Here is a 19,742-nt window from a genome sequence, read left to right as displayed (position 1 = left end):
CCGCATGAACGACGTCCACAGCTCCGGGCTCGAGATGGACGACGACGGGCTGATCCGGCTGCAGAAGCTGCTGGCCATGTCGAACGTCGCGTCGCGCCGCAAGTGCGAGGAGCTGATGCTCGAGGGGCTGGTCGAGGTCGACGGCGAGATCGTCACCCGGCTCGGCACCAAGGTCGACCCGCGCACCGCGGTGATCCGGGTCAACGGCAAGCGGCTGCCGCCGATCTCGGAGAAGGTCTACCTGGTCCTCAACAAGCCCCGCGGGGTGGTGTCGACGATGTCCGACCCCGAGGGCCGCCGGACCATCTCCGACCTGGTCGCCGACCGTCCGGAGCGGCTCTTCCACGTCGGCCGGCTCGACACCGACACGTCCGGGCTGCTGCTGCTCACCAACGACGGCGACTTCGCCCAGCGGATGGCGCACCCGTCCTACGAGGTGGACAAGACGTACGTCGCGGAGGTCGACGCCGAGGTCACCAAGGCCACCGTGGCGACGCTGCTCGAGGGGGTGCAGCTCGAGGACGGCCCGGTCACCGTGACGAAGGCGCGGATCATCAGCGTCTCGGGCCGTGGCAAGGGCGCCAAGTCGATCGTCGAGCTGGTGATCCACGAGGGCCGCAACCGGATCGTGCGGCGCCTCCTGGAACAGCTCGGCCACCCGGTGCGCCGCCTTACCCGCACCGCGATCGGACCCGTGCAGCTGGGTGGTCTGGACCCCGGGGCGCTGCGCGAGCTGACGCTGGACGAGCTCGGCGAGCTCTTGGACAATGCCCAGATGTGAAGCGCATCCTCGCGCTCGGCGCCCTCCTGCTCCTGATGGCGGTGTGCGTCGGCGCGTGGTGGGTCCAGACGGCGCAGGCGCTGGAGCTGATCGAGGTGCACACGGCCCGTCCGGTGTGCGCCGGTGCCACCCTCGAGGACGACCACACGATCCGGGCCCAGCGCGGGATGGCCTGCACGGTCACGATCACGATCTCCAACGGTGGATCGCAGACCGTGCACGTCGGCCACGTGCTGCTGCCGTCCTTCGGCTCCCAGGGCGAGTGGGTCGTCCGGGCCGGCCCGTCGACCTCCCAGCGGCTCGATGACCTCGGGGTCGACGCCACCCTGCCGATCGACCAGGACCTGGGCAGCGGCGACCTCCTGCAGTTCAACATCGAGCTCGCCTACCGCGAGGGCGGCTGCAGCGGCAACAGGAGCGGCGGCGTCGGCGGGGCGAAGCCCTGGCCCTTCGTCACCGTCGGCTTCCTCGGCCGGACGATCCAACGCAGCGGGAACGGCGAGCTGAGGTTCACCCAGCTCGGTCCCGTGCGCGGCTGCCAGCGGCTCTGAGACCGTACGACGGGGCCCCGGCGGCGGCGTGGCGGATCCAGCAGGCAGCACGGGTCGTTCGGGAGCCACCAGCCTTCATGAGACCGGGCCCGGCCCGGGTGTCCCCTCTGGATAACCTTGCCGCGTGGCAGTCAGGGCAGTGCGAGGAGCGACCCAGCTCGAGGCGGACGTGCGCGACCACTTGCTCGAGCGCGTCGCCGAGATGGTGGTCGACGTCATGGAGGCCAACGGCCTCGAGGTCGACGACTTCATCTCCGTGATCTTCACGGCGACGAACGACCTGGTGTCGGAGTTCCCGGCGTACGCCGCGCGCCGGCTCGGCTTCGGCGACGTGCCGCTGATCTGCGCCCGGGAGCTCGAGATCGCGGGGTCGATGCCACGCGTGGTGCGGATGATGGCCCACGTCGAGACGGACCTGCCCAGGACCGACATCACCCACGTCTACCTGCACGGCGCCGCCGCGCTCCGCAAGGACCTGACGCGCGTCCGCTCGGTGCCCGATGACGAATGAGCTGACCGGTCCGGTCGAGGTGGTCGGGGCCGGCCTGCTCGGCACCTCGATCGGGCTCGCCTGCCGCCGCGCCGGGATCGACGTGATCCTCACGGACCCCTCGTCGGAGAACCTGCGCACCGCCTCGGGCCTCGGCGCCGGCCGCCCGCGCGCCGACGGCGACCGGCCGCAGCTCGTGGTCGTCGCGGTGCCGCCCGACCACCTGGGCGCCGAGATCGCCCGCGCGCTCGACGCGAGCGACGCGGTCGTGACCGACGTCGGGAGCGTGAAGAACGGTCCGTTGGCGGCCGTGACCGCCCTGCCGGGCGTCGCGCGCTACGTCGGCGGGCACCCGATGGCCGGCAGCGAGCGCTCCGGGCCGCTGGCCGGGAGCGCGGCGCTCTTCGACGGCCGCCCGTGGGCGATCACGCCGCACGCCCTGTCGGACCCTGCCGCCGTCGCGCTCGTCGAGGCGCTCGTGCGGGTGTGCGGCGCCGTCCCGGTCCGGCTGGCGCCCGAGGAGCACGACCGGGCGGTCGCGCGGACCTCGCACGTGCCGCACCTGCTCGCCTCGCTGGTCGCCGCCCGCCTCGCCGAGGCGCCCGAGCAGCACCTCGCGCTCTCCGGGCAGGGCGTGCGCGACGTGACCCGCGTGGCCGCCGGCGACCCCGAGCTGTACGGCCAGATCGTCACCGCCAACTCCGAGGCGGTCCTCGACCTGCTGGGGGAGGTGCGGGCCCAGCTCGACACCCTGATCACAGTTGTCTCGAGCGCGGACCGGCCCGGCCTGGAGGCGCTCCTCCGACAGGGTGTGGCCGGCACACAGGCGATCCCGGGCAAGCACGGCGGACCGGTCCGGCCGATGCGCTCCGTCTTCGTCTCGGTGCCCGACCACCCCGGCGAGCTGGCGCGCCTGTTCGCCGACGCGGGCGCCAGCGAGGTCAACATCGAGGACATCCACATCGACCACGACCCGGGTCGCCCGGTCGGGCTGGTGGAGCTGGTCGTCGACGAGACGCGCGCCGAGCACCTGCTCGCGTCTCTGGAATCCCGGGACTGGGTCACTCACCGGTAGGCTGCGGGCCCGTGAGCAGCTCCCGCCGTACTCCCGTTCCTGGACTGGTCGTCGCGATCGACGGCACCTCCGGATCAGGCAAGTCGAGCACATCGCGCGGCGTCGCCGCCCGGCTGGGAATGCGCTACCTCGACACGGGTGCGATGTTCCGCGCGATGACGTGGTGGCTGCTCGGCGAGGGCGTGGACGTCCACGACCCGGCCGCGGTCGCCGCACGCTGCTCCGAGCCCGAGATCGTGTCCGGCACCGACCCCCTCGACCCCACGATCACCGTCGACGGCGTCGACGTCGCCGCGGAGATCCGCAGCGACCCGGTGAACGCCGCGGTGTCGCCGGTGAGCGTGGTCCCCGAGGTCCGGACCCGGCTGCTCCAGCTCCAGCGCGAGACGATCGCCCGCGACGCCGCGGTCACCGGCATCGTCGTCGAGGGCCGCGACATCGGGTCGGTCGTGGCCCCGGACGCTCCGGTGAAGCTCTACCTGAGCGCGGACCCGTCGGCTCGCGCCGTACGACGTGCCGCGGAGGCGGGCGGCGACGTCGCCGCGACCCAGGAGTCGCTGCTGGCCCGCGACCGGATCGACTCCAGCCGGGCGACCGCCCCGCTCACCATGGCCGACGGCGCCGTCCACCTCGACACGACGCCGTACACGCTCGACGAGGTGATCGACCGGGTGGTCGCCCTGGTCGAGGACGTCGAGGCGCGGACATGATGCGGTCCTCGGCCTCCGCGCCGCACACCGAGCTCCCGCGCAGCGACCGGACCCGCCCGACGCGCCGGTTCCTCCTCTACTCGCTGCGCCCGCTGGCCCGCTTCGCGATCCGGCGCCGGTTCCGCGTCCGCCAGCACCACCACGACCGGGTGCCGACGGACGGACCGGTGATCTTCGCGTGCAACCACGTCGGTGTCGCCGACGGCCCGCTGCTCGCGATCTTCGCCCCGCGGCCCGTCCACGCGCTGACCAAGGAGGAGATGTTCGAGAGCAAGCTCGGACCCCTCCTGCTCGCCTCCGGCCAGATCAACGTCGACCGCTTCAACACCGACCCGGCGGCGGTGAAGAGCTGCCTGCGCGCGCTGCGCGACGGGCTCGCGGTCGGCATCTTCCCCGAGGGCAGCCGCGGGGCCGGCGACCTGCGCCGCTTCCACCGCGGCGCGGGCTACCTCGGGCTCGTCACCGGTGCGCCGATCGTCCCCGTGACGATGCTGGGCACCCGTGATCCGGGGGGCGGGTCCAACTCGATCCCGTCGCGCGGCGCCATCGTCGATGTCGTGTACGGCGAGCCGTTCACGTTCGACCCCGTGCCCTGGCCGCGGACCAAGGAACAAGTGGAGCGGTCCTCGTTGTTGCTCCGAGAGCACATGCTGGTCCAGCTGGACCAGGCGCGCGCGTTGACCGGGCGGGAACTGCCTGGACCGCTGCCCGCCGCCGATGCAGAACCCGACCCCGACACCGGGGTCACCGATCAAGGAGCACCATGAGCGAGCCCGAGGGCGTGCCCTCGTCCGAGCCCACCGATCCGACCACCGAGCAGCCTGGCGACGCTACGGCCGAGGCGCAGGGACCCGTCCCCGTGCTCGCCGTCGTCGGCCGACCCAACGTCGGCAAGTCGACGCTGGTCAACCGCATCATCGGCCGCCGCGAGGCGGTCGTCGAGGACGTCCCCGGGGTCACCCGCGACCGGGTGTCGTACGACGCCCACTGGAACGGCCGTGCCTTCACGGTGGTCGACACCGGCGGCTGGGACCCCGACGCCCGCGGCCTGGCCGAGTCGATCCGCGCCCAGGCGGAGATCGCGGTCAACCTCGCCGATGCGGTGCTCTTCGTCGTCGACGCGACGGTCGGGATCACCGACCACGACGAGGCGGTCGTCAAGATCCTGCGCGCCTCGGGCAAGCCGGTCGTGCTCGCCGCCAACAAGGTCGACGACCAGCGCACCGAGGCCGAGGCCTTCGGGCTGTGGAACCTCGGCCTGGGCGAGCCCTGGCCGGTCTCGGCGCTGCACGGACGCGGCTCCGGCGACATGCTCGACGCCGTACTGGCGGCGCTGCCCGAGCCCCCGGCGGAGAGCTTCGAGGAGGTCCGCGGCCCGCATCGCATCGCGATCGTCGGCAAGCCCAACGTCGGCAAGTCCTCGCTGCTCAACCGGCTCGCCGGCGAGGAGCGGGTCGTCGTCGACAACGTCGCCGGCACCACCGTCGACCCGGTCGACGAGCTGATCGAGCTCGGCGGCAAGACCTGGCGCTTCATCGACACCGCGGGCATCCGCAAGCGGGTCAAGGAGGCGTCGGGGCACGAGTACTACGCGTCGCTGCGCACCTCCACCGCCATCGACCGCGCCGAGGTGGCCGTACTCGTCGTCGACGGCGGACAGCCGCTGTCGGAGCAGGACGTCCGGATCCTCCAGACGGTCCGCGAGGCCGGCCGGGCACTGGTCATCGCCTTCAACAAGTGGGACCTCGTCGACGAGGAGCGCCGCTACTACCTCGACCGCGAGATCGAGCGCGAGCTCGTCCAGGTGCAGTGGGCGCCGCGGATCAACATCACCGCGCGCACCGGCTGGCACGTCGACCGGCTGGTCCCCGCGCTGGAGCGTGCGATCGAGGGCTGGGAGACCCGCATCACCACGGGCGCGCTCAACGGCTTCCTCGGCCGCCTGGTCGCTGAGCACCCGCACCCGGTGCGCAGCGGCAAGCAGCCCAAGATCCTCTTCGGCACCCAGGCCTCGACCGCGCCTCCGACGTTCGTGCTCTTCACCAGCGGCAAGCTGGACGCGGGCTACGAGCGCTTCATCGAGCGCCGCCTGCGCGAGGAGTTCGGCTTCGTCGGCACCCCGATCGTGCTGCAGCAGCGGCCGCGGGAGAAGCGCAAGCGGTGATCCGGCTGCTCGCGGTCCTGGCGCTCGTCGTACCCACGACGGCCCTGGCCGCGAGCGCTCCGGTCCCGTCCGCCAAGCCGATCGCGGGCACGTCGTGCTCGGAGTTCCCGGCCGACAACTGGTGGCGCGCCGACGTCAGCGGGCTGCCGGTGCACGCCCGCAGCCGGCAGTGGCTCTCGCACATGTCGACCGGGGTCGACCTGCACCCCGACTTCGGGCCGTCGTACGGCGACGGCCCCGACTACGGCATCCCGATCACGGTCGTGAAGTCGTCCCACCGCACGGTGTCGGTGCGGTTCGACTACGCCGGCGAGAGCGACCGGGTCCGCTACCCGCTCGGCGCCGACACCCGGATCGAGGGCGGCCGCGGCTCGGACGGCGACAAGCACGCGATCGTCGTCGACCAGGGGACCTGCAGGCTCTACGAGACCTGGAACACCCGGATCCGCGACGGCCGCTGGCGGGCCGGCTCGGGCGCGGTGTGGTCGCTGAAGAGCAACGACCTGCGGCCCGAAGGCTGGACCTCGGCGGACGCCGCCGGTCTGCCGATCCTGCCGGGGCTGCTGCGGTGGAACGAGGTCAAGGCCGACGACATCGACCACGCGATCCGCTTCACCACCGACATCACCAGCAAGCACCACCTCTGGCCGGCCCGGCACGACGCCGGCTCGAGGTCGAGCCTGGCCTATCCGCCGATGGGCGCTCGCTTCCGGTTGAGGGCGGGCTTCTCGACGCAGGGCTTCTCGCCGTACGCCGTGAGCGTGATCGAGGCGATGAAGACCTACGGCCTGGTGCTCGCCGACAACGGGTCGCCGTGGTTCTTCCAGGGCGAGCAAAGCTCCCATTGGCCGGAGCGGCTGATCGAGGACCTCGAGCAGATCCCCGCCTCGGCGTTCGTGGCCGTCGACTCGTCCGCGCTGAAGGTCTCGAACGACTCCGGGGAAGTCTCTTCCGACTGAGGCCACGCACTGACCGGAGTCGTTCCTCGAGCCCTGTCCTGCGCCGTGGCTCGAGCCGGGCGGGCGCTGGTCGGCGTGCCGGGTCTCCGTGCACATCGTCGCCGAGACCCCGCAGCACGCCGGCCACGCCGGCATCCTGCGCGAGACGATCGACGGTCAGAAGTCGATGGGCTGAGCCCGATTCCGAAACCCGGCCCCCGCTGCGATATGGTTCACGCGGCCTTCGGGAGAAGGCCGTTCGGGCTGTAGCGCAGCTTGGTAGCGCACTTGACTGGGGGTCAAGGGGTCGCAGGTTCAAATCCTGTCAGCCCGACCGAAGAAACCGGCTCTGACCTGCAGAAACGCTGGGTCAGAGCCGGTTCTGGTTTTGAACCCGACGGCGCTATTCCCTACTTATTCCCGAAGTATTCGGGCCGCCCTCCGGATCTGCCTCGGCCAACTCGTCCAGGACGTGCGCGACGTCGGCGGCGATCGCCGGCTTCGAGATGTAGAACTCACGGGTGATGGCGGGGGAGGAGTGGCCGAGCTGCTGAGAGGCGGTCTCGGTGTCGACCCGCTCAGAGATGAGCGTCGCCACGGTCTTGCGGAACGTGTGGGGCGTGACCCAGTCGAGGCCGGTGTCCTTGCGAATCTGGCGCCAGCGGCGTTCGACATTGTTGACCTGTTGCCAGGTGCCGTTGCGTGTCGGGAACACGGCGTCGTTCGGGTTCTCTCGCGCTGCCGCCTGACGGCGCTTGAGCACTGCGATGGCGAAGTCCGGAAGGACGACCGTCCTCACGCTGGCGTCCGACTTTGGGCTGGCCTTGCGGTACGTGCCCTTGCCCGGCTCGGTCTTGATCGTTCCGTTGATGGTGAGGTTCGGACGGGTGGCGTCGAGTGCGACGTCGATCCAGCGGACCGCCAGGATCTCACCGATCCGCGCCCCAGTGGCCAGCATCAGGTCGATGATGTCGGCCATGTCGCTGGACGCTTTTGGTCCGGGCCGTTGCTTGGCCGTCCACGCGCGGAGAGCCTCCCGGACGGTGGCAAGGTCCTCAAGGGTCAGCGATCGAGTCTCGGACCTCTCGCGGTGGATGCGTGACGTCTGCTGAACCGGGTTCACGGTGAGTGCGTCGTGACGCACAGCCATCCCCAGCATTGCGCCCATCACCACCTTCGTCTTTCGTTGACGGCTGGCGCTCGTCGCCCGGAGTCGGACGAGGAACAGGTCCAGTCGACTGGTGGTTACCTCCCGAAGTCGCAGGCCCCCAAGCTCAGGGATCACGACCTTGTTGAGCACGCGCTCGTACTCGTTGATGGTCGTGGCCTCGATCCGGCCCTCGTCGCGCAGGAAGGTGAGCCACAGGGCTGCGAGCTTCGCGATGGTGGTGTCGGCGGTGATCGCCTGTTGCGTCGGCGTCGCTCGATCGACGAGCTTCTCGCGCAACGCACGCTCCGTAGCAGCGATCGTGGTGCCCGTAGCCGTGACCTCGCGGGGCACGCCGTCCTTGTCCCGGATCCGGGTGCGCGCCCGGTACACACCCTCGCGGACCCGCGTCGTTCGGATCGTTCCCCAGGTCCCCAGCGATGTCGGTGGGCGTCCGCGTCCCATCTCGCACCCCCTTCAGCGCGGCCGGCTCGCTCGGGACAGCGAAACCCCGTCCCCCGGTCGCTGCTCCGGGACGGCCGGCGAGTCGTCGAAGCTCTCCAGGTGCTCGGCGACCCAGACGTCCAGATCTGAACGGCGGTAGCGCAGGCAGCCCCCGAGCTTCACGGCTCTCGGCCCGAAGCCCGCTCGCCGGGTCCGCCAGGTGTACAGCGTCGCCTTCGGGATCGAGAGGTAAGCCGCGGCCTGGTCGATGGTGAGGATGCCACCCTCCACGGTGGTGTCGACAGTCGTGCTCATGATGTGCTCCTTCGTCGTGACGAGGACAGGTTTGCCCTCGTGACTGAAGGTGTGCACCGGAAACCGGCCTGCCTGTGGAGAACCCCCGGGTGAAGTGACGCCATGGAGGGTCAACTCTCGCCGCGTCGAGAAGTTCGTCGGGAGGTCGAGAACACCTTGGTTACAACCGGCTCGGACTTGATCTGCCGTGCTCTCGTTTGCGGTGGCTTGATCTGTTAGCCAGAGGTCGCAGGTTCAAATCCTGCCCCCGCTACGAATGTGATGTCTCAAGACATCGTGGAGGGCCGAACCCAATAGACGTGGGTTCGGCCCTCCTTCGTTTCAGCGGGTGGGGCCTGGTGGGCGTCCGGTGCCTTGGTAGCGCTTGGAGGTGTCGAGGACGAGCTCGCGGAGGAGTTCGCCGGTGGCGGCGTCGATGACGCGGATGTCGAGGTCCTGGGACAGGATGATGACGCGGGTTCCGGTGTGGGTTCGGCCGATGCCGATGGAGTACATCTGGCCGTGGTAGCGCCAGGTGATCTTGCCGGACTTGTCGACCTTGTCGTTGCGGACGCGGTCGTGGGTGTCGTCGTCGCGGTCGCCGGTGCTCGGGGTGGCCTTGGGGCGACTGGTGTAGACCGTGGCCGGCGTCGCTCGGTGCGGTAGCGACCGGTGGGGCCGGTGGTCGTTGTACTCCTCGACGAAGGCGTCGATCAGTGCCTGGAGGTCGTCGATCGTGGTCGGCTGCTCGGGCTGGGCATGTAGCCACTTCTTCATCGTCTGCTGGAACCGCTCCACCTTGCCCTGGGTGGTGGGGTGGTTGGGCCGCCCGTTCTTCTGCACCACGTTGAGACGGCGCAGCTCGGTCTCGAAGCCGTTGCGGGTGCCGGCGCCCTTCTTGCCCTGGGAGAGCCGGGTGGTGAAGACCATCCCGTTGTCGGTCAGCGTCGAGGCCGGGATCCCGTGCTCTGCAACGGTTGTGCGGAAGGTGGCCAGCACGATCGGGCCGGTGACCCGGTGGTGGGCGGTGACCGAGAGGGCGTAGCGGGAGCAGTCGTCGAGCCAGGTCAGGATCTCGGTGTCGGCGCCCGGTCGGCCGTCGGGGTGACGGAGTCGGTAGTGGGTGAAGTCGGACTGCCAGGTTTCGTTTGGCATGGCGGCGGCGAACCGGATGTAGGACGACTTCGGTTTCTTCTTCGGTTCCGGCACGACCAGCCCGGCCTTGGTCAGGTAGCGCGCGATCGTCGCTCGGGACACCACGGTGCGGTGGTGGTGCTCGAGGTGCCACTTGATGGTGTCGGGGCCGGCGTCCAGGCCGGTGGTGGTCAGCTTCTCGCGGAGTTCGAGGATCAGGTCGACGGTCTCGGTCGGGGTCGTGGTCGGGACGCTGTGGGGGCGCCGGGAGCTGGGTTCGAGGGCGGTCTCGCCCTCGGCCTTGTAGCGGGCGAGGAGCTCGTAGAGCCAGGACTGGGAGACGCCGTACTGGGCGGCGACCTCGCGGACGGGTCGGTTCTCGATCATCACGGAGGTGATCAGTAATCGGTTGAGTGTCATGCCCGGACGCTGGAACCGGGCCGAGGCTCAGTCCGGGATGACTCGCGACATCACTCCGGCATGTCTTGAGACATGGCTCCGGGATGTCTTGAGACATGGCTCCGGGATGTCCTGAACCAGCACACTGCCCCCGCTACGAATTTCAGGCGCGGAACCTACGGGTTCCGCGCCTGAAAGGTTTGTGGGACTTGATCATGTGTCCACTTAGGGTCCAGAAACCCTGTCCAGAAGCCCCTTTGGCGGCTGATCCCCGAAACGGGTACGGAGTCGCACCGGTTGGTGCGGTCTCGCGCGGTCCGGCCGGCGCACCTGCTTGGCATGGACAGCACGACGATCACCGTGAGCGGCCTCGCGCCGCTGATCTCGATCGAGGAACTCTCCGAGTACCTCAACGTCCCCACGCGAACGCTGCACGACTGGCGATTGGCCGGTCGTGGTCCGCGTGCGGTCCACGTCGGGCGACAGTTGCGCTACTTCGTGGCCGACGTCAACGAGTGGCTCCAGCAGCAGCGCGAGGACGTCACGGGGCGGGCCCCCAAGGGTCGGTGAGCTGACATGGGCAGACCACGTACCCCGATCGGCACGTTCGGTGACATCACCTACGTCAAGATGCCCGGCGGCAGGGTTCGCGCACGTACCCGCTATCGCGACGATGATGGTCAGATTCGAAGGGTGTCGGCGACCGGTTCGTCGAACAAGGACGCCCTTCGAGCATTGAAGGCATCCCTCGCGCAGCGGCAGAGTCACGTCGCCAGCGGAGAACTCACGGGCGACACGTCGTTCGCCGGGCTCGTCGAGGTCTGGCTGGATGATCTCGATCTGGAGGGCAAGCTCGCACCGAGCACTCGGGCCTTGTACGAGCGCAACATGCGCCAGCTCGTCATGCCGGCCTTCGAGCACTACACGCTGCGCGAGGTCACCGTGCGCAAGGTCGACCAGTTCATCAAGACCCTGGCGATCACGAAGAGCTACAGCATGGCCAAGCAGGCGCGAACGGTGCTCAGTCTCGCGTTCGGGCTGGCCGTCCGGTATGACGCCATCGCCAAGAACCCGGTGCGCGACACGACTCGGCTCAAGAAGCCGCCGTCGCAGGCGATGGCGCTCACGGCCAAGCAGGTCGATGCGATCCGGGCGGCGGTTCGCGGCTGGCGTCGTGGCCCCGGCGTTCCTGGTCCTCCGCCGGACGGGCAACTGGAACAGATCATCGAGGTAATGCTGGGAACATCCGCGCGCATCGGCGAGGTGCTTGCGATCCGGCGCTGCGATGTGGACGTGACGGTCTGTCCGGCGACCGTGCGCATCTGCGGAACGATCGTTTCCCCGTCCGGGAAGCCCACCCACCGACAGTCCCACCCAAAGACGACGAAGTCGACCCGGACGGTGGCGGTGCCGAGCTTCACCGCGGAGGTGCTTCGGCAACGGCTTGTCGCGGTGGCGAAGGACGAGCCAGAGCATCTGCTTTTCGTGACCCGCAACGGGACGCCGCTGACGACAAACAACGTGCGCCGGCGACTTCGCAGCGTCATGGCTGAGGCAGGCATCGAGGGAGTCACCCCGCACTCGTTCCGCCGGACAGTCGCCACGTTCATCGATCGTGCAAGCGGCCCGGATCTCGCCGCGGAGATGCTCGGTCACACCTCCTCGAAGATCACCAAGGAGCACTACATCGAGCCCGATGAGAAGGTGAACCCGGTGACCGCCGAGATCCTGGAGTCGCTGGCCCCACGGAGGCAGGCCGATGATGCCTGAGTCCAACCAGCGTCGACTTCTCACAGCGCAAGCGGACGTCCGGAGTCGCCGGGTCGATGATCAATCGCGGCCTCGAAGTCGGCGCGGCTCCTGGCAGCGGTGATCGGCACGCTCAGCCGGATCGGCTCCGGGCGCAGTTCATTGCGGGCGATGGCGATGAGGTCGGACTGGACGGGCGACGTGATGGGCAAGTAACGCTGTCGCCGTTCCTTGACGAGGCCCGCCGACAGGTCGTCGACGCGCGCGATCGGCACACGGACGAAGTAGAGCCGTTCTCGAACTCCGTGCTCGATCGCGGCGCAGATGCGTTGATCGATGCGGGTGAAGAGGCGATCGACCTGATGCAATTGCTTGGCGTCGGCCAATGGTTCGCGGCCGAGCTTCTGTGCGCGGCTCGCGGCGATGGAAGCATGGCCGGCGGCGTCGCCTCGGCCGAGGAGGCCACCGAGGTCGCGCGTTTCGCGCACGAGCTTGATGTAGGTGTCCTCGCGGGATGCCCATTTCGAAGCCAAGTCGGGTACGGACTCGCCGAGGCGGAGTGCGACTTCGTGTGTGACCACCCGCTGGGAGTCGAGGACGACGCGGAGGCTCCGGGCGTCCGGCAACTCGTCGAGGCTCAGCAGCAGGTTGTGCTGCGCCTGCATCACTCCAGCCAGGCCCGACATCGCGGGGCCGTCAAGAGGTTGGGGTGCTGGCTGCCATCCGTGTCGGTCGACGGCGTAGTCGGGCTCGTCGTATCCGGCGTGGGCGGCGCAAGTCTGCGCGGCGCGGCCGAGCCAACCTTGGTTGTGGAGCTTCTCCCACCCGGGCACGTTCGAGTAGCGGCGGTCGAGCGCGACGAGTCCGCGGACAACGTCGGCGGCGTCCTTGAGCACCGTCATGCACTGCTGGTCGGTCAGGTCGCTGTAACGAACTCCGGCCGGGAAGTCGTGTTCGCCGAGCACCGCAGAACGGGCGGCCTGTCGCCAGGCCTCGACAGTGGCGAACTGCTGTTCGGTGGTGAGTTCCTCGGAAGGCGCTAGGTCGGCACTCGACGCCGTTAGTGTCTCCGTCAGTCGGAACCGCAGCTCTTCGGCTGGCCCGCGACTGTGGACGGTAGTGCCTCCGAGGTCGGCGCGCGGGTTGGCGGCGCGAACTGCCTGCAGGCTCCAGGTCAGCACGCATTCGCGGTAGCGGCGGATCTGCCGGCCGAGTTCCTCGCGTTCGGCGACGGTGGTGGTCTCGGGCACGGTGTGGGTGCCCTTGCCGCCGAGGCGCTGCTGGATGCGGTGCTCGCGCAGGAGCGCGCCCATGGCGTCGCGGAGATGGCCGCTGTTCTCGCCGTACATCAGGGCAAGTCCTTCGCCCAGGCCACCTCCAGCATGTCGAGCAGCAGTTCGACCGAGAGCAGGTCGATGCAGTGCTCGGCGAGTTCCTCGATGGCGGCATAGGCGACGTCGAACAGGACGTCGCGGCTGTATGCCGGGACGCGCGAGATGCCGGGGATGAAGTCCCCGTGGAGGAAGTCGAGTTGGAACAGGGCGCGCTCGTACTCGACCGAGGCGTCGAAGGTCAGCGCTTGATCGGCGAGGGCCGCGAGGTATGACCGCGCCGAGGCGAGTGTGACTGCGTGGGCGAGCAACATGCCGGGTCCTCTCGTGGGGTGGGTCGCCGTCCACCGTCTGGCCGCGTGGCGGGATGGCGGCGATCCGGTTGTGCGAGTTGTGGACAGGTCGCTGGACGGGCGGGGCCGAGGAGGGTTAGGACGCTCGGACGAGGAGCCGGGCGCGTTCTTCGATGCGACGTCGAGCCGCGACGTCTTCGAGGACGTAGGCGATGAAGTCGGCGTCCCGGTCTTCGATCGCGGTCTCGCTGCCGGACTCGGCCGGCTCCTCGCCGGGCCATGTCGTGAGCCGTGTTGGCCGGTCGCGGTCGAGCTTCGTGCCCGACGTTGAGACCCACTCGCGCAGCCGGTTGCGGGCATCGGCGAAGTCGCGGTGCCACGCCAACGGGGCAGAGGGGCTGCCCTCCTGGTCGTAGGCGTTGAGCCAGTGCGTGTGCAGGGCCGAGAGCTCCCAGACCAGTTCGTCGTGCCGGTGCCAATACGGCGGGACCACCGTCGGGGGTAGCCCGTACGTCGCCCGCAGCCAGTTCACCCATGCGTTGAGGTCGAGCCACTCGGCCTCGGCCTCGTCGGCGGTCAGGAGGTTCCAGTTGATCGGGCGTGGTGGCTCGTCGACCGAGCCGTCAGCCCCGGGACGATCGGGGCTGCCGCTCGGGTGGTCGCCACCGACGACGTAGTCGTCAGGCTCCATGAACGACAGTTGGGCCTCCTCGACGTCGGTGGTCATCGCACGGCCCTCAGAGACCGACGACCTTGGACGGCTCCTTGGCCACCGGCAGGTCGGCGTTGGGCGGGTCGAACTGACGCGACGGCGCTCGGTCGACCTCGTACTTCGTGCGGGCAAGGTCGTGCCCGATCCGCCGGGCGACGAACTCCTCGCGCGACTCGGCCTGGCCGTCGCGATCGACCTCGTACTCGCTGATGTAGCCCGACGCGACGAAGTTGTCGCCGACCTTGAACTTTGCGTACGCGCGCTCGGCCGTCTTGGCGTAGGCGACCATGTCGTGGAAGGTCGAGTCCAGCTTCGTGAAGCTGCCGTCCGTTTCCTTGCGGTAGTGCTCCACGCCGACCCGGGCGTAGAAGCGCGCCGCGCCGTTGCCGGTGAAGTTGAGCTGCGGCGCGGTGGCGATGAACCCGTGCAGGCTCATCTGGATGGGAATCGTCATGCTGACTCCTGATGTCGCGCGGTGCCTCGGGTGGCGACCGCTCTCAGGAGTCAGGTGCGCGGTCCGGCCCGCGCTGTTAGCCTCGAAGGGTCCCTCCGGCTCCGTGGACCTTGGAATGCGGGTGAGCCGGGCGCATTAGCGCAGACCGCCGATGTGCCGTTCGTCGATAGAGGCGAGGCGTCACTCCACTCAGTCAGATCCGTGGAGGCGCCATGTGCACCAAGGTCCCGTATCCGAACCGCTGGCTCGCGCGACGAGTCCTCAGGAAGTTGCGCGCGTCGGGCCAGTCGGTCCAATCGATTCACCCCTGCTTCGAGAACCACCCCGGTTGTTGGCACGTCACGAGCCAGAAGGGACGCGGCTGGTGAAGGCCACGGCCCAGGTCGGTGTGGCTACCTCCGCCGGAGTTCGGCCTCGACAGCGGTGCGCTGCTCGCCAAGCTGCCGGGCGTCACTGCGGCTCGTCCAAGGTCGGAGATCCGTGACCAGCGGTGGCGCACTGCGCAGCAGGACGAGCGCAGTGCCGAACGGCAGCGTCCGGATCGTCTCGGGTGGCATCACCGGCACACGGCGCATGGATCGCTGTAGCGACCGCGACCCGTAGTCGCCGACCGAGATCGTGTCGGTGCGTTCGTCGCGCTCGCCTATGAGAGCGGACAGGTCCTGGAGGTCCCGTGCCGAGGACGTGCCTCCAAGGATGACCTTGACGATGGAGGCGTCCCAGATCGCGCCGGCCGCGTGGTCGCCCCACTTGTCGCGGGCCTGCGACAGCGACTGCAAGACCGGCATCGTCGTGATCCCGGTACCGCCGCCTTCGGCCATGAGGACCGGCAGCGAAGGCAGGGGCGAGAGATTGCCAATCTCATCCAGCGCGAGCAGGAGCGGCGGGTCGAGCCGCGCGCCGGGCGAAGTTGCGGCCAAGTGGCGTGCAGTCTCGACGAGATCCTCGATGAGCGCGGCGACCAGGGACCATGAGGCGCCCGCGCCTGCGCCGGTAGCGAGCAGGTAGAGGGTGCCGTTGTTCGTGAGGAAGTCGACCGGGTCGAAGTGCTCGCCTGGCTTCGGGGAGACGGCGTCGAGGACTCGCGGATCGGCAAGGCATGAGAGAGCTAGGGAGACGCCCATCCAGATCGAGTCTCGGGTGCGTGGATCTGAATGGATCATCGAATCCAACGAGTCGGCCCAACCCGGCGCGGCTTTCGGGTTGCTCGACAGAATGGCAACCGCGTCTGCCGCGGCCGAGGGCGAGAGTGTCCAGCCGAACAGTTCGCGCGGCGTCCGGTTGTCGAGTGCCGCCGCGTGCAGCAGGGCTTGAAGCGCGGTGCGGGTCTTGCCCTCCCAGAAGCCGCCTGACTCGACGCCTCCGGTCGAGAGCCCGGTGGCGGAGGCGAGACCTGTTGCGCGGATCATCGCCGTGAGTGGGTCCTCGCATCCTCGGACGGGCGACCAGCGAAGCCCAGCAGGCAACCCGTCGGCGAGGCGTTGCGGATCGAAGACAGCGACTGGGCCGCGTGCCTGCCGCGCAGTGAGCGTCGCGGCGATGTTGTCGGGTCGCGTCGCGGTGGTGATCACCGCCCCAGGCGCGTCGAGGATCGCGTTGATCACGACGTGCAGGCCCTTCCCTGAGCGGGGTGGGCCGAGCAGCAGGATCGAGTCCTCGACCGACGCCCACACCCCTTGGCCATGTGAGCGGCCCAGTAGGTAGCCGACGTCGGTGGGCGTCGGGTCAACCATCGATGGGCGGAGCGTCCTGCCGCGTGACAGGAGTGCTCGGCGGGAGGCGACGGCTCGTACGTCGCGCCCGGTGGCGACTCCAGCTAGGCGACGCGGGTCGTGCGAAGTCTTGTGTTTCACGGATCCGATGCGGCGCCACACCACGAGTGCGAGGGCGACGGCCACGGCGACCATCAGAATCAGCACCAACCAGTAGGCCCATGGTGAGAGACCCGCGCTGCCGAGGGAGGATGCAGGGTCGCCCGGGTGGCTCAGCACACGGAATCCGGCGTCCCAGCCGCCGCTCGGCTGGGACGCCCCGAACAGCCATGCCGCCGCCGACCCGGCCAGTCGCAGGACCGCGGCGATGAACCCGACAGCGGCGATGACAATGAGCCCCAGGTTGACCAGGTCTTCGTCCACGCCCTGTCCGCGCGGATTCACGCCGCACCGCCACTGAGCGCGACCGCACCCGAGGTTCGACCAACGAGGACGACGTCCGGGTGGCAGGCAAGCAAAGCAGGTGGCAGGCGCAGCTGCGTGCTGCCGTCCTCCGCAGCCACCTGCCGCGCGACGACGACGCAGACCTCCACCTCCTCGCCGGCCGTGAACCCATCGCCAGAGATGCCGAATGGAGAGGCGAGCACGCGACGGGCGGCGGGCGCTGGCTCAGCATCGCGTTGCTTGGGGGTGATGATGTCGGTGAAGGTGGAGTCGTCTGCCTCACGCACCTCGACTCGGATCGGCGTCGCAAGGTCGGAGGCAATATCGACAAGGGTGCGCCGTAGGTCCTCGCGTCGCAGGGCCCCGTCTGCCGAGTAGGGCTCTCGATCGAGTGTGACGGTCAGAAGTCCGTCTGCGTCGACGAAGACCTCGACCAACGGCATCACGACTGGCACCCGCAGAGTCGAGCGATCGTCCCGGCGATAGGGCGCGGCAGGGTTGAGCATGCTCATAGTCCGACCGGCTCCACTTGTCGCTGGGCAGCCGTCTGCACAGGTGCGGTGGTGCGACCCGCTGCAAGCGCCTCCCGGTCGAGCCCCGGCGGGTTGCCGTCTCCGACTTTCGGGGTGCCGAGCTTGTCGAGGATCGTGACCGCGGCGCCGCGCACGCGTTCGGCGGTCGACTGGACGACCTCCACGGGCGTCTTGCCGGGAACGCTGCTCGCCCATGAGGCGACGTACGGAATCGTGTAGTCGTCGGTTGCAAGACCGTGGGCTGCGCCGACCATGAGGGCAACGGACTCGGCCTCAACCTCCGCGATTCCGCGGTGCAGGGCGGCGTCGGCGTTGTCGGGCCCGTGGAGCATGACGTGGCCGAGTTCGTGGGCGAGGGTCTTCACCTGGGCGGCATCGTCCATATCCATCCGCACCGACACCTCGCGAGTCATGTAGTCGGTCAGCCCGTTCGCGCCACCGATCGACTTCGCGTTCGACACCAGCCTCAGCCCAAAGCCGTGCGCAGTGATCTGGTCCGCGAGTCCGTCCCACAGGCCATCGGGTGCCCGACCCTGGAGCAGCGCTGGGCGAGGTGGCTCGGGGATGGGCTCGCCGTCGGTCTGCGAGATATCCCAGACGTAGGCCGGCTTCAGACCGATCAGCTTCGAACGGACGGCCTCTCCGAAGCCGGGCTTCTCGCCGCGGCCAAGTCGGTGCCAGGAGTCCGAGTCCGCGGGATTCGGTGACGCGAATCTGGCGGTGACCGGGGCGAGAATCGCGTACCCGGACTGTCCCTTCATTACGGCGCGGTTGAGGCTCATCCACTGGCGGAAGCCGGCGACGTACGTCGGCATCGGCTCCGGCACGCGGCCCTGCTGGAACGCGGCGTAATGTTGGACGTAGATCAGCAACGTATTGTTGAACGACCGCGAGCGGAACTTCGCCGCGAACTCCAGTGCGCGCTTCCAGTCGTCGCCGGTGACCAGAGCGCCAACCGACTCCGTCAGCTTCTGTTGTAGGGCCTCGAGCTTCTCCTCGCGGGCCGCGAGATCGCGGGTCTGGACTCTCATCGGATGCCTCCTGTCTCGGAGGTCAGGTGTGCAGCCGGAGCCGCACCCCTCGCGCGCGCACCGGTTTCAAAGAGGTCCAGCTCAGCTGGGTGCAGCTGATGCTGGACAACGAACGACCTGTGCTTGATCCGCCACAGCCCCTGGCCGGTGCCGAGCGTGGGCAACAGCGACTGCTCGGTGCCGGTGAGTCCCAGGGCGGCAGCGGTTGACCCGAGCTGGTCGGACTCCTGCCGGTACACGACGCGGGTCTCGGCGTTGGCGAGCAGGGATGAGGCGAGGGCGCGCATTGCAGAGCCCTGGTCGCCGACGTTGTCGAGGTCGGAGAGCTTGTGGAAGATCAGCATGTTCGCGATCCCGTAGTGCCGGGCGAGGCGCCAGTGGGCGTCCATGCGTCGCAGCAGGGCGGGGTGCGACATGAGTCGCCACGCCTCGTCGTACACGACCCATCGCTGGCCCCCGCTCGGATCGAGCAGCGCGGACTCCATCCAGGCCGAAGCGCAGGTCATCAGCACCGAGATCAGCGTGGCGTTCTCCGTCACACGCGACAGGTCGAGCGACACCATCGGCAAGGTCGGGTCGAACCGCACGGTTGACGGTCCGTCGAAGAGACCCGCCAGGTCACCCGCCACGAGACGTCGCAGGGCGTGTCCCGCGAGGCGGCCGTCCTCGGCGAGGCGGCCATCAGTGTCTCTGGTCGGATCGGGGGCGAGGAGCCGGTCAACGACCATCGGCAGGACGGGGACTTCGGACGAGCGGACGGTGTCGGCGAGGGCGACATCGACCGCCGTGTGCTCCAGCGGAGTGAGTCGCCGGTCGAGCACTGTCTCCGCGAGTGCGCCGACGAGCTCTCGACGTCGAGCCGTCACTTGCGCTGCCCACTGGAGGTCGTCGAGCCCGTTGGGTCGGTGGCCCTCGTCGAGCGGGTTGAGCCTGTTGGCCATCCCGTGTCCGAGAGCGATCGCCTTGCCGCCCACGGCCTCAGCGACCGCTGTGTGCTCGCCCTTCGGGTCGCCGGGGACGTACACGCGGCGGCCGAACGGGATCGAGCGTGTGTACAGGCTCTTCGCCAACGCTGACTTGCCGGCGCCCACGATTCCAGCAAGGACGAGATTCGGCGCCGTGATTAGGCCGCGGGCGTACAGCACCCACGGGTCGTAGACGAAGGAGCTGCCCGAGTAGAGGTCCTGGCCGACAAACACGCCTTCGCTACCGAGTCCGCCCTCAGCCAGGAACGGATACGCGCCCGCGAGCGTGGCAGAAGTGTCCTGATGCCGCGGGAGCCGCAGTCGCCCCGGTGTGCGGAGAGCCGCCGGGCCGGGCTCGCCTGCCTTGGGCAACACAGTGGTCGCGCGACGC

General features: G+C 69.2%; 21 protein-coding genes, 1 tRNA gene and 1 pseudogene. 12 read left to right on the top strand and 11 right to left on the bottom strand.

Going from position 1 to position 19,742, the window contains the following annotated elements; all coding sequences use genetic code 11:
- The first annotated feature begins 4 nt into the window (after positions 1-4).
- The 10 genes and pseudogenes from PD653B2_RS07935 to PD653B2_RS07890 all read left to right on the top strand — a co-directional run bounded on the left by PD653B2_RS07935 (position 5) and on the right by PD653B2_RS07890 (position 7,043).
- Positions 5-781 (top strand): pseudouridine synthase, encoded by a 777-nt coding sequence (locus PD653B2_RS07935; RefSeq protein WP_085871786.1) that lies wholly within the window; start codon positions 5-7, stop codon positions 779-781.
- A complete protein-coding gene (locus tag PD653B2_RS07930) occupies positions 778-1,332 on the top strand; it encodes a hypothetical protein (RefSeq protein WP_085871785.1) in 555 nt (184 codons plus the stop codon). Before PD653B2_RS07935 ends, PD653B2_RS07930 begins: the two co-directional genes overlap by 4 nt.
- A 124-nt stretch (positions 1,333-1,456) precedes the next feature.
- Positions 1,457-1,843 carry a chorismate mutase gene (gene aroH / locus PD653B2_RS07925; RefSeq protein ID WP_085871784.1) on the top strand — a complete coding sequence of 129 codons (387 nt, stop codon included), beginning with the start codon at positions 1,457-1,459 and terminating at the stop codon, positions 1,841-1,843.
- On the top strand, positions 1,833-2,897 hold the full coding sequence (locus tag PD653B2_RS07920; RefSeq protein WP_085871783.1) for a prephenate dehydrogenase: 1,065 nt from the start codon (positions 1,833-1,835) through the stop codon (positions 2,895-2,897). The genes aroH and PD653B2_RS07920 overlap by 11 nt, the downstream gene beginning before the upstream one ends.
- Positions 2,898-2,908: 11 nt before the next feature.
- Positions 2,909-3,607 carry a (d)CMP kinase gene (gene cmk, locus PD653B2_RS07915; RefSeq protein ID WP_242665187.1) on the top strand — a complete coding sequence of 233 codons (699 nt, stop codon included), beginning with the start codon at positions 2,909-2,911 and terminating at the stop codon, positions 3,605-3,607.
- Complete coding sequence (locus tag PD653B2_RS07910) at positions 3,604-4,374, top strand: lysophospholipid acyltransferase family protein (RefSeq protein WP_242665186.1); 771 nt, start codon at positions 3,604-3,606, stop codon at positions 4,372-4,374. The genes cmk and PD653B2_RS07910 overlap by 4 nt, the downstream gene beginning before the upstream one ends.
- On the top strand, positions 4,371-5,771 hold the full coding sequence (der, locus tag PD653B2_RS07905) for a ribosome biogenesis GTPase Der (protein WP_085871782.1): 1,401 nt from the start codon (positions 4,371-4,373) through the stop codon (positions 5,769-5,771). The genes PD653B2_RS07910 and der overlap by 4 nt, the downstream gene beginning before the upstream one ends.
- Positions 5,768-6,730 (top strand): hypothetical protein, encoded by a 963-nt coding sequence (locus tag PD653B2_RS07900; RefSeq protein WP_085871781.1) that lies wholly within the window; start codon positions 5,768-5,770, stop codon positions 6,728-6,730. Before der ends, PD653B2_RS07900 begins: the two co-directional genes overlap by 4 nt.
- Before the next feature lie 49 nt (positions 6,731-6,779).
- Positions 6,780-6,905: pseudogene (locus tag PD653B2_RS25590) on the top strand (DUF664 domain-containing protein); the annotation flags it as partial.
- Between the two features lie 64 nt (positions 6,906-6,969).
- Positions 6,970-7,043: transfer RNA gene (locus tag PD653B2_RS07890), tRNA-Pro, on the top strand.
- Between the two features lie 69 nt (positions 7,044-7,112).
- Here the strand turns inward: PD653B2_RS07890 and PD653B2_RS07885 are convergent.
- From PD653B2_RS07885 to PD653B2_RS07875, 3 genes are all read right to left on the bottom strand, one after another.
- Positions 7,113-8,210: a tyrosine-type recombinase/integrase gene (locus tag PD653B2_RS07885; RefSeq protein ID WP_165763381.1), complete on the bottom strand. Its 1,098-nt coding sequence runs from the start codon at positions 8,208-8,210 to the stop codon at positions 7,113-7,115.
- Between the two features lie 123 nt (positions 8,211-8,333).
- Positions 8,334-8,615 carry a helix-turn-helix transcriptional regulator gene (locus PD653B2_RS07880; RefSeq protein WP_085871825.1) on the bottom strand — a complete coding sequence of 94 codons (282 nt, stop codon included), beginning with the start codon at positions 8,613-8,615 and terminating at the stop codon, positions 8,334-8,336.
- A gap of 321 nt (positions 8,616-8,936) precedes the next feature.
- Entirely contained in the window at positions 8,937-10,148 is a 1,212-nt protein-coding gene (locus PD653B2_RS07875) for an IS481 family transposase (RefSeq protein WP_085871779.1), read from the bottom strand.
- A 318-nt stretch (positions 10,149-10,466) separates the two neighbouring features.
- On the opposite strand from PD653B2_RS07875, the gene PD653B2_RS07870 reads away from it, so the two are divergent.
- Positions 10,467-10,697, top strand: coding sequence for a helix-turn-helix transcriptional regulator (locus PD653B2_RS07870; protein ID WP_085871778.1), 231 nt, complete (start codon positions 10,467-10,469; stop codon positions 10,695-10,697).
- Between the two features lie 6 nt (positions 10,698-10,703).
- Complete coding sequence (locus tag PD653B2_RS07865; protein WP_085871777.1) at positions 10,704-11,897, top strand: tyrosine-type recombinase/integrase; 1,194 nt, start codon at positions 10,704-10,706, stop codon at positions 11,895-11,897.
- A gap of 20 nt (positions 11,898-11,917) precedes the next feature.
- Here the strand turns inward: PD653B2_RS07865 and PD653B2_RS07860 are convergent, their stop codons facing one another.
- The 8 genes from PD653B2_RS07860 to PD653B2_RS07825 all read right to left on the bottom strand — a co-directional run bounded on the left by PD653B2_RS07860 (position 11,918) and on the right by PD653B2_RS07825 (position 19,585).
- Positions 11,918-13,225, bottom strand: coding sequence for a hypothetical protein (locus PD653B2_RS07860; RefSeq protein WP_085871776.1), 1,308 nt, complete (start codon positions 13,223-13,225; stop codon positions 11,918-11,920).
- Complete coding sequence (locus tag PD653B2_RS07855; RefSeq protein ID WP_085871775.1) at positions 13,225-13,521, bottom strand: hypothetical protein; 297 nt, start codon at positions 13,519-13,521, stop codon at positions 13,225-13,227. Before PD653B2_RS07855 ends, PD653B2_RS07860 begins: the two co-directional genes overlap by 1 nt.
- A 115-nt stretch (positions 13,522-13,636) precedes the next feature.
- The gene (locus tag PD653B2_RS07850; protein ID WP_207559422.1) at positions 13,637-14,227 is read right to left on the bottom strand and encodes a hypothetical protein; all 591 of its coding nucleotides are present in this window, start codon (positions 14,225-14,227) and stop codon (positions 13,637-13,639) included.
- Positions 14,228-14,237: 10 nt separating this feature from the next.
- Positions 14,238-14,666: a single-stranded DNA-binding protein gene (locus tag PD653B2_RS07845; protein ID WP_085871774.1), complete on the bottom strand. Its 429-nt coding sequence runs from the start codon at positions 14,664-14,666 to the stop codon at positions 14,238-14,240.
- A gap of 392 nt (positions 14,667-15,058) precedes the next feature.
- The gene (locus PD653B2_RS07840; RefSeq protein WP_085871773.1) at positions 15,059-16,822 is read right to left on the bottom strand and encodes a type IV secretory system conjugative DNA transfer family protein; all 1,764 of its coding nucleotides are present in this window, start codon (positions 16,820-16,822) and stop codon (positions 15,059-15,061) included.
- Positions 16,819-17,334 (bottom strand): hypothetical protein, encoded by a 516-nt coding sequence (locus PD653B2_RS07835; protein ID WP_085871772.1) that lies wholly within the window; start codon positions 17,332-17,334, stop codon positions 16,819-16,821. The genes PD653B2_RS07840 and PD653B2_RS07835 overlap by 4 nt, the downstream gene beginning before the upstream one ends.
- Positions 17,331-18,386, bottom strand: a complete 1,056-nt coding sequence (locus tag PD653B2_RS07830) for a serine/arginine repetitive matrix protein 2 (RefSeq protein WP_085871771.1) — start codon at positions 18,384-18,386, stop codon at positions 17,331-17,333. Before PD653B2_RS07830 ends, PD653B2_RS07835 begins: the two co-directional genes overlap by 4 nt.
- Entirely contained in the window at positions 18,383-19,585 is a 1,203-nt protein-coding gene (locus PD653B2_RS07825; protein WP_345775745.1) for an ATP-binding protein, read from the bottom strand. The genes PD653B2_RS07830 and PD653B2_RS07825 overlap by 4 nt, the downstream gene beginning before the upstream one ends.
- Between the last annotated feature and the right edge of the window lie 157 nt (positions 19,586-19,742).

The sequence above is a fragment of the Nocardioides sp. PD653-B2 genome (genome assembly GCF_002117935.1).
Classification (GTDB): Bacteria; Actinomycetota; Actinomycetes; order Propionibacteriales; family Nocardioidaceae; genus Nocardioides.
This window is presented reverse-complemented; position numbering and strand designations above follow the sequence as displayed.

Excerpts from the sequence above, each read along its gene's own strand:
- PD653B2_RS07835 (WP_085871772.1), bottom strand. The coding sequence starts at position 17,334 with ATGAGCATGCTCAACCCTGCCGCGCCCTATCGCCGGGACGATCGCTCG.
- PD653B2_RS07865 (WP_085871777.1), top strand. The coding sequence starts at position 10,704 with ATGGGCAGACCACGTACCCCGATCGGCACGTTCGGTGACATCACCTAC.
- PD653B2_RS07845 (WP_085871774.1), bottom strand. The coding sequence starts at position 14,666 with ATGACGATTCCCATCCAGATGAGCCTGCACGGGTTCATCGCCACCGCG.
- PD653B2_RS07855 (WP_085871775.1), bottom strand. The coding sequence starts at position 13,521 with ATGTTGCTCGCCCACGCAGTCACACTCGCCTCGGCGCGGTCATACCTC.
- PD653B2_RS07910 (WP_242665186.1), top strand. The coding sequence starts at position 3,604 with ATGATGCGGTCCTCGGCCTCCGCGCCGCACACCGAGCTCCCGCGCAGC.
- PD653B2_RS07870 (WP_085871778.1), top strand. The coding sequence starts at position 10,467 with ATGGACAGCACGACGATCACCGTGAGCGGCCTCGCGCCGCTGATCTCG.
- PD653B2_RS07850 (WP_207559422.1), bottom strand. The coding sequence starts at position 14,227 with ATGACCACCGACGTCGAGGAGGCCCAACTGTCGTTCATGGAGCCTGAC.
- PD653B2_RS07830 (WP_085871771.1), bottom strand. The coding sequence starts at position 18,386 with ATGAGAGTCCAGACCCGCGATCTCGCGGCCCGCGAGGAGAAGCTCGAG.
- PD653B2_RS07880 (WP_085871825.1), bottom strand. The coding sequence starts at position 8,615 with ATGAGCACGACTGTCGACACCACCGTGGAGGGTGGCATCCTCACCATC.
- PD653B2_RS07920 (WP_085871783.1), top strand. The coding sequence starts at position 1,833 with ATGACGAATGAGCTGACCGGTCCGGTCGAGGTGGTCGGGGCCGGCCTG.
- PD653B2_RS07875 (WP_085871779.1), bottom strand. The coding sequence starts at position 10,148 with ATGACACTCAACCGATTACTGATCACCTCCGTGATGATCGAGAACCGA.
- der (WP_085871782.1), top strand. The coding sequence starts at position 4,371 with ATGAGCGAGCCCGAGGGCGTGCCCTCGTCCGAGCCCACCGATCCGACC.
- PD653B2_RS07860 (WP_085871776.1), bottom strand. The coding sequence starts at position 13,225 with ATGTACGGCGAGAACAGCGGCCATCTCCGCGACGCCATGGGCGCGCTC.
- PD653B2_RS07935 (WP_085871786.1), top strand. The coding sequence starts at position 5 with ATGAACGACGTCCACAGCTCCGGGCTCGAGATGGACGACGACGGGCTG.